Raw genomic sequence first — 7,802 nt, forward strand, 5'->3', positions numbered from 1 at the left:
GGCAGGCCGGCCGGTCAGGCCGCGCATTGCAAGCCCTGCGCGGCGCGCAGCGGATCGCGGGCAAAAACTTTGCCCGAATCGTGTCCGGGTAGCAGGAAAATGCCCTCACGCTGTCGAATACTATCTTATAATGACACGGTCCGTTCCGTTCGGGAACGGCGTGTTTTTTTCTACGATCTACGACGAACCGAGGTGCAGTCAAAAGCGATGAAACCCGACAAGCTGGAATTGCGCTGGATCGGCAAGCAGGAGGAGCCGCGTCCGGAGCCGCGCCTGCTGGAGGAGGACGAGACCCTTTCCTACGGGGCGTCGGGTTCCGGGGACGGAAGCGAGCCTTCGGGCCGGATCATCCATGGCGACAACCTGCTCGCGCTCAAGGCGCTGGAGCCGGAGTTCTCCGGCGCTGTTCAATGCATATATATCGACCCGCCGTACAATACGGGCAATGCCTTTGAGCACTACGACGACGGGGTGGAGCACAGTATTTGGCTCAGCCTCATGAGAGACCGGCTCAAGCTGCTGCACAGGCTGCTGGCGGATACAGGGCTTATTTTCGTCCAGATCGACGATCATGAGATGCCTTATTTGGCCGTGCTGATGGACGAGCTGTTCGGCCGCTCCAACCGGGTCAATACGATCACGGTCAAAATGAGCGAGGCGTCGGGCGTCAAGATGGCTCATTCCGACAAGCGGCTGCCGAAGGTCAAGGAATACATTCTCGTGTACAAAAAGCAAACGATGCCGACGATTCAGCCCGAGCTCGTGCCCCTGGAAGCGTGGAACGACGAGTACAAGACGCTGCTGCTCGGCCTGGAGCGGGAGGCGGGCCGGGAGCTGGACGCCATTCTGGCCAAGGAAGCGGCGGACGTGCGCGACGTCGAGCGCTGCAACGAACTGCTGCAGGGGACGCGCACGGTGCCTCTGGCCCAATACTTCAAGGAGCAGGGCATCCCGCCGAAGCAGCAGGAGGCGTGGAAGTTCGATAACGCTTGGCGGATTATCCAGGCGGTCGGCTCGTCCAGCGTGCTGAAGCTCGCCCGGAGCCAGCCGCATCCGGAGCAGGAAATCGCCGCGCTCTTGTCCCCGACCGGTCTGGTTTATTTGTACAAAACCGATTTTGACCGCAACGCGCGGCAGCCGCGGGTGCAGGTGCTGTTCGCTCATCACCATCTGTTCCGCAACCCCGGCGATTTCTGGACGGACATCAAGACGACGGGAGGGGTCGGCCAGGAAGGCGGGGTGCTGTTCCCGAACGGCAAAAAGCCGGAGAAGCTGATCAAGCGGATCATCGGCATGTGCACGAAGCCGGGCGATTGGGTGCTCGACTCGTTCGCCGGCTCGGGCACGACCGGCGCCGTAGCTCATAAGATGGGGCGGCGCTGGCTGCTCGTCGAGATGGGCAAGCAGTGCGAGACGCATATCGTGCCGCGGCTGCGCAGCGTCGTCGACGGGACGGACCAGGGCGGCGTCAGCAAGGAGCTCGGCTGGCGCGGCGGCGGCGGCTTCCGCTTTTACCGGCTCGCGCCGAGCCTGCTCGCGAAGGACGAATTCGGCCAGTGGGTCGTCAGCCCCGAATACAGCGGCGAGCGGCTTGCCCGGGCCGTCTGCTTGCTGAAGGGCTTCCGGTACGATCCGGACGAGTCCGTGTTCTGGAAGCAGGGGAGATCGTCCGAACGCGATTATTTGTACGTCGCCCCGGGTCTGATGACCCGGGAGACGGCGGATCTGATCGCCGAGCAGATGGCGCCGGACGAGACGCTGCTCGTCCTCTGCCGGGCGCTGGCGCTGCGGCCCGAGGACTACCCTCAGATCACCTTCGAGAAAATGCCTGCCGCCCTTGTCGGCAGCTGTGATTTCGGCATCGAGTCGTACGGGCCGGCGATTGTCCCGGGCGCGGAGGGCGCCGGGGCGGGCGGCTTCGCGTCGCCGCCTGCGGGAGCAGAGGCTGCGGAGGCCGGCGAGCGGGCGGCTCGAGGGATGGCAGAGGCCGGCACTCCGGCTCCCCGCGAGATGCCGGAGCCGGAGGACAACGGCGGCGTGGCGGAGGTGAAGCCATGAACCGGAGCGTACAGACGATCGCCGCCCGGATGAGCCTGCGCGACCCGCAGCGGGAATCGCTGCGCATTTTGGCCGATGCGGTCGAGCTGTTGAATCTCGGCCCCGGACAGGAGGATACGCTGCAGGAGCGGCTCCGGCGGCTGCAGGCCGCCTATCCCGACGTGACCGATTTCGAGCGCGAGTTTCCTTCGCTGTGCTTCGCTTTGGCGACAGGCGTCGGGAAGACGCGGCTGATGGGAGCGTTCATCGCGTATTTGCATGAGGCGAAGGGGATGAAAAACTTCTTCGTGCTCGCTCCGAACCTGACGATTTACCGCAAGCTGATCCGGGATTTCACGCCGCATACCCCGAAGTATGTGTTTCAGGGCGTCGGCGCGTTCGCCGCACAGCCGCCCGTCATCATTACCGGGGACAACTATGAGGAAGGCGCCGGCGTGCGCAGTGCCAGCCTGTTCGGCGAAACCGAGGTGCACATCAATATTTTCAACATTGCCAAAATCAACGCCGAGGTGCGCGGCGGCAAAATGCCGAGGATTAAGCGGCTTAGCGAATATATCGGGCAGAGCTACTTTGACTATCTCGCGGCGCTGCCCGATCTCGTGCTGCTGATGGACGAATCGCACCGCTACCGCGCATCGGCGGGCGTTAAGGCGCTCAACGAGTTGAATCCCGTGTTCGGTCTCGAGCTGACGGCCACGCCGCAGACGGAGACCGGCACGAAGTCGGTGCCCTTCCGCAACGTGATCTACAGCTATCCGCTGTACCGGGCGCTGGAGGACGGATTCGTCAAGGAGCCGGCCGTCGCTACCCGGGAAAACTTCGATCCGTCCCAGTATACGGAGGAGGAGCTGGAGCGGCTGAAGCTGGAGGACGGCCTGCTCGTACACGAGGATACGAAGGCGCAGCTTCAGGTGTATGCGGCCGAGCGCGGGCTGGACCCGGTCCGCCCGTTCGTGCTGATCGTGGCGCAGGATACCGCCCATGCCGAATCGCTTATGCGGCACATCGAGTCGGACGCTTTCTTCGGCGGGAAATATCGCGGGCGCGTCATTACCGTCCATTCCAGCCTGCGCGGCGAAGAGAAGGATGAAACGGTCGAGCAGCTGATGAGGCTGGAGCAGCCGACGCCCGGAAGCGATCCGCCGGAAATCGTCATTCACGTGAACATGCTGAAGGAAGGCTGGGACGTGACTAACCTGTACACGATCATCCCGCTCAGGGCAGCCAATTCGAAGACGCTGGTGGAGCAGTCGATCGGGCGCGGCCTGCGGCTTCCGTACGGGCGGCGCACGGGCGTCAAGGCGGTCGACCGGCTGACCATTATCGCCCACGACAAGTTTCAGGAGATCGTCGACGCGGCGAACGATCCGCGCTCCGTGCTGCGCCGGGGCGTCCTGATCGGCAAGGACGTCGCGGAGACGCTGAAGCAGGCGTACGCCGTGCCGCCGCTCGCCCGGCAGCTCGCGGAGCAGTCGCTGGCGCGGCGGCTGGCCGGCGCGGCGGTCGAAGGCGCCGGCAGCGCGGCGGACCGCTCGCCGGAGGCGGCTGCTGCGGAAGGTGCCGGCGCAGAGGCCCGCCAGCCCGAGGCGGCTGCTGCGGAAGGTGCCGGCGCAGAGGCCCGCCAGCCCGATGCAGCTGCCTCGGGCGGTGCCAGCGCACAGGTCCGCCAGCCCGATGCAGCGATGGCGGCGCGGCTCGTCGAGGCGGTCGAGCGCGAAGCCGCGCGCTTCGAATCGCTTCCCGGCGCGAAGCAGCTGCTGCGCGATGACGTGATCGCGCAGCTGGCCGACAGGGCGGCCGCCGCTTGCTTCGGGCCGGCGGCGTCGCCTTCCGAGCGCGAGCGGGCGCGGCTGGCGGCGGCAGCGTACGCCGAAGGAGCGGCGGGCTGCACGATCGACATTCCGCGGATTCGGCTGGTGCCGGTCGGGGACGTAGCGTGGGGCTACCGTGATTTCGACCTGGACGGCAGCCGTCTGCAGGCGGAGCCGGTATCCGAGGCGATCCGCATCCGGCATCTGGTTACGCACCGGCGCGATACGATCGCTGCATCCGGCGCGCCGGCCGGATCGGGCTCTGCCGCTGCCCGCCCGGAGGACGTGCTGGTCAAGGCGCTGGCCGAATATCCCGATATCGATTACGCTGCTCAGGCGCGCCAGCTTTACCGCTGGGCCGGGCAAGCCGTCGCCGCGCTGCGGAGCCGCCTGCCGGACGAGGCGGCATTGGCCGCTGCCGTGCTGCACAGCCGATCAAGCCTGGCGGGGCAAATATACGAGCAGATGAAAGAGCATTATTACGAGGAAAGCGCCGGCGGCTTCGAGGCCGTCGTCACCAAAGGCTTCGAGACGCTGAAGCCGATTTATTTTACGGCCGCGGCGGAGGGCGGCGTGCGGCCGTTTCGCGAGGCGGTTGCCGACAAGCAGAAGATTCGCAGCATGGCGTTCACGGGATTCCGGCGCTGCCTGTATCCGCTGCAAAAGTTCGACTCCGACAGCGAACGCCGTTTCGCCGTCCTGTGCGAGGACGACGCTGACGTGCTGCGCTGGTTCAAGCCGGCTTCCGGCCAGTTCGCCATCCGCTACGGCAGGGATGCCTCGTATCATCCGGATTTTATCGTCGAGACCAGGACGGGCAAGCTGATCTGCGAGATCAAACGAAGCGATCAGGTGGATGACGGGAACGTTCGGGCCAAAGCCCGGGCCGTCGCGGAATGGTGCCGCCACGCTTCCCTTTACGAGCGGAGCGTGGGCGGGAAGGAGTGGCGCTATGCGCTGATCCCGCATGACGAGGTGAAGGATAACGCGACGCTGGAGGCGCTCGCGAGAAAATTCGCCGTCGCGGATTGACCGCGGCAAGGGCGGCATGCTCATGCCGCGCTGCGGCACGCTGCCGGGCCGAGGGGGGCCACGCTGACGAGATACAGCGGGCCGACCGGGGCCGACAGGGGATAAGCGCGGCTATTGTCGGCTTTGCCCGGGCGCCGGCACGCTGCCGGATTAGGGGCAAGTTAGTATATTCAAGGTACCGGATAACGAAAAGTTCGCCGACGGGCAAAAAAGAAAGGAAGGAATTTCATGCAGCGTCCCAATATCGTTGTTGCAGGCAGCATGAACATGGATATCGTTGTCAGCATGCAGAGGATGCCCGTCGTGGGCGAGACCGTGCACGGAGAAGCGATTCATTACATCCCCGGCGGCAAAGGGGCGAACCAGGCGGTCGGCGCCGCCAGGCTCGGCGCGAGCGTGGCCATGATCGGCGCGGTCGGCGGCGATCTGTTCGGCCGGCAGATCGAGGAGAAGCTCGCAAGCCTTGGCATCGATACGGCCGGGATCGTTCGGCTGGACGACGAGCCGACGGGGACGGCGACGATTTTTCATACGGCCGACGACAACTGCATCGTCATCGTTGCCGGCGCCAACGGCCGCTGCGACGAGCAGCTCGTAACGGCTCACGCCGGGACGATTCGCCGGGCCGATCTGCTGCTGACGCAGTTGGAGGTGCCGCTTGAGGCAGTGCGTGCCGCTATGTCCGCGGCCAAGGAAGCAGGCGTGCGGACGGTGCTCAATCCGGCGCCGGCCGCCGCGCTGCCGGACGATGTGCTGCGGCTTGCGGACTATGTCACTCCGAACGAGACGGAATTCGCGCTGATGAGCGGCTCCTCCTGTTCCTCGGAGGAGGAATGGGAGCGGGCGATGCGCGCATGGGAGCAGCGGTACGGCCATCGTCTCGTCGTGACAAGAGGCAGCCGAGGCTGCTCCTACTTGGCGGAAGGGACGATCCGGACCGTGCCGGCGCTGCCGGTGGAGCCGGTCGATACGACGGGAGCTGGCGATGCGTTCAACGCGGGCCTCGGCTACATGCTCGCATCCGGCAGCACGCTGGAGGCGGCTGTGCCGTTCGCCGTTCGCGCAGCGTCGCTGTCCGTGACCCGCTTCGGCGCGCAGGACGGGATGCCGACGCTGGAGGAAGTTCAGCGGGCGTGAGCTTTAAGGGGACATGGATTTAAGGGGCGCGGATGACTGCGGCTCTTTCCGGCGTGGCCCGCCGGGAGGAGCGCGTCGCTCGCCGGAGTGAAGGCGTTTGTATTTTTAGCGTATTGTCCAAATATTTAGCGGCATATATAGCCGCAAGGAGGAAGCGACGATGATGACGGAGACCGAGTTGCAGCGTTACGGAATCGACAGGGACGAGCTCGTGCGCAAGGCGGAGCAATCGTTGCGCGCCGAGCCTTTGCACATTACATCGGTGCAAGCGCCGCTCAGCGAAGGCGGACCGCACGACTATTATTCGAACGGCGACTACTGGTGGCCGAATCCGGACACGGCGGACGGATTGCCTTACGTTCGCAGAGACGGGGAGTCGAACCTGAACGCTTTTACGGCGCACCGGGAATTGCTCCGCGGCATGCGGACGCATGTTGCCAATCTGGCCGCAGGCTACGCGGCGACCGGCCGTATCGCTTATGCGGAGCGCGCGGCGGAGATGCTGCGCGTGTTCTTCCTGGACGAGAAGACGAGAATGAATCCGCATCTGCTGTACGCTCAGGCGATTCCGGGCATTTGCACCGGACGGGGCATCGGCATCATCGATACGCTTCATCTCATCGACATCCCGCAGGCCGTGTTGACGCTGCTGCCGTCAGGGGCGATCACCCCGGACGAATTGTCCGCGCTTCAATCCTGGTTCGCCGATTATTTGCTCTGGATGCGCACGCATCCATATGGGATCGATGAGATGAACGAAGGCAACAATCACGGCGTGTGCTGGTATGTGCAGGCGGCCTCCTTCGCCCGTTTTACGGGGAACGAGGAGGTGCTGGAGTTTTGCCGCGAAGGCTACAGATCGGTGCTGCTGCCGCAGCAGATGGCCGCGGACGGAAGCTTTCCCCGGGAGCTGGCCCGCACCAAGCCGTACGGCTATTCGATTTTCGTGCTCGATAATATGACGACCTTATGTCAGCTGCTCTCTGTTCCCGGCGGAGGCGAAGACGATCTGTGGCGCTTCGAGCTGCCGGACGGCCGCGGGATCAGGAGGGGACTCGATTATTTGTATCCTTTTCTCGCCGACAAGCGCTCCTGGCCGTATCCCCCTGACGTCGAACATCATGAGAGCTGGCCGGTCCGAATGTCCTTCATGCTGTTTGCCGGATTGGCGCTGGACGACGAAAGGTACATGCGCCTTTGGTCGACGCTGCCGGGCGATCCGCAGATCCCGGAAATTCGCCGCAATACGGCGATCCGTCAGCCGCTGCTGTTCATCGGTGGCTGAGAAGAGGCGGCCCGCGTTCCGCGAAACCTGGATAAGGCCGTGCGCCAATTGACTCGCGTTTTGCCGGGCAGACCTTAAGCTAACGCAAGCCACAGAGCTTATTTTACTCGAAACGCTTGATTTGAAATTGTAACGCAAGTAAGCAGCCTTATTTCGCATTTTGGGCTACCCGATTCAGTGTTTTTGACAAAATAGCGCTACCTAGGGTAGCGTCAAGAAGTTTGTGTATACCGTGCCTATGGTAATTTGCGGTAGGGGTATCCATCAGTACGATGAATACAAAACATCACCTTGTTTTGAATTTTCAGAAAAAGTTCATCGAATAGCATTTGTATCGGTGGTGCTGGAGGGAATTTCCTCCAAAGGCTTTACATGGAGGGGCGGGCATGATAGGCTAATTGCCTTGGCGATACGAGTTTACGAGGTATCGCCGCGTCGCCAAGAAATCATGCCCGCAGAGGCTCCATGTCAAGCCGGCT

At 63.7% G+C, this 7,802-nt stretch carries 4 protein-coding genes; all 4 read left to right on the forward strand.

Annotated features, from left to right (window positions below):
- The first annotated feature begins 207 nt into the window (after nucleotides 1-207).
- A complete protein-coding gene (locus F591_RS32410; RefSeq protein ID WP_019536578.1) occupies nucleotides 208-2,058 on the forward strand; it encodes a site-specific DNA-methyltransferase in 1,851 nt (616 codons plus the stop codon).
- On the forward strand, nucleotides 2,055-4,901 hold the full coding sequence (locus F591_RS0120995; protein WP_019536579.1) for a DEAD/DEAH box helicase family protein: 2,847 nt from the start codon (nucleotides 2,055-2,057) through the stop codon (nucleotides 4,899-4,901). The genes F591_RS32410 and F591_RS0120995 overlap by 4 nt, the downstream gene beginning before the upstream one ends.
- A 228-nt stretch (nucleotides 4,902-5,129) precedes the next feature.
- Nucleotides 5,130-6,038 (forward strand): ribokinase, encoded by a 909-nt coding sequence (gene rbsK, locus F591_RS0121000; protein WP_019536580.1) that lies wholly within the window; start codon nucleotides 5,130-5,132, stop codon nucleotides 6,036-6,038.
- 160 nt (nucleotides 6,039-6,198) lie between these two features.
- A complete protein-coding gene (locus F591_RS0121005) occupies nucleotides 6,199-7,323 on the forward strand; it encodes an alginate lyase family protein (protein ID WP_019536581.1) in 1,125 nt (374 codons plus the stop codon).
- Nucleotides 7,324-7,802: the final 479 nt, after the last annotated feature.

The sequence above is a fragment of the Paenibacillus ginsengihumi DSM 21568 genome, from assembly GCF_000380965.1.
Classification (GTDB): Bacteria; Bacillota; Bacilli; order Paenibacillales; family NBRC-103111; genus Paenibacillus_G; species Paenibacillus_G ginsengihumi.

Excerpts from the sequence above, each read along its gene's own strand:
- F591_RS32410 (WP_019536578.1), top strand. The coding sequence starts at position 208 with ATGAAACCCGACAAGCTGGAATTGCGCTGGATCGGCAAGCAGGAGGAG.
- rbsK (WP_019536580.1), top strand. The coding sequence starts at position 5,130 with ATGCAGCGTCCCAATATCGTTGTTGCAGGCAGCATGAACATGGATATC.
- F591_RS0120995 (WP_019536579.1), top strand. The coding sequence starts at position 2,055 with ATGAACCGGAGCGTACAGACGATCGCCGCCCGGATGAGCCTGCGCGAC.
- F591_RS0121005 (WP_019536581.1), top strand. The coding sequence starts at position 6,199 with ATGATGACGGAGACCGAGTTGCAGCGTTACGGAATCGACAGGGACGAG.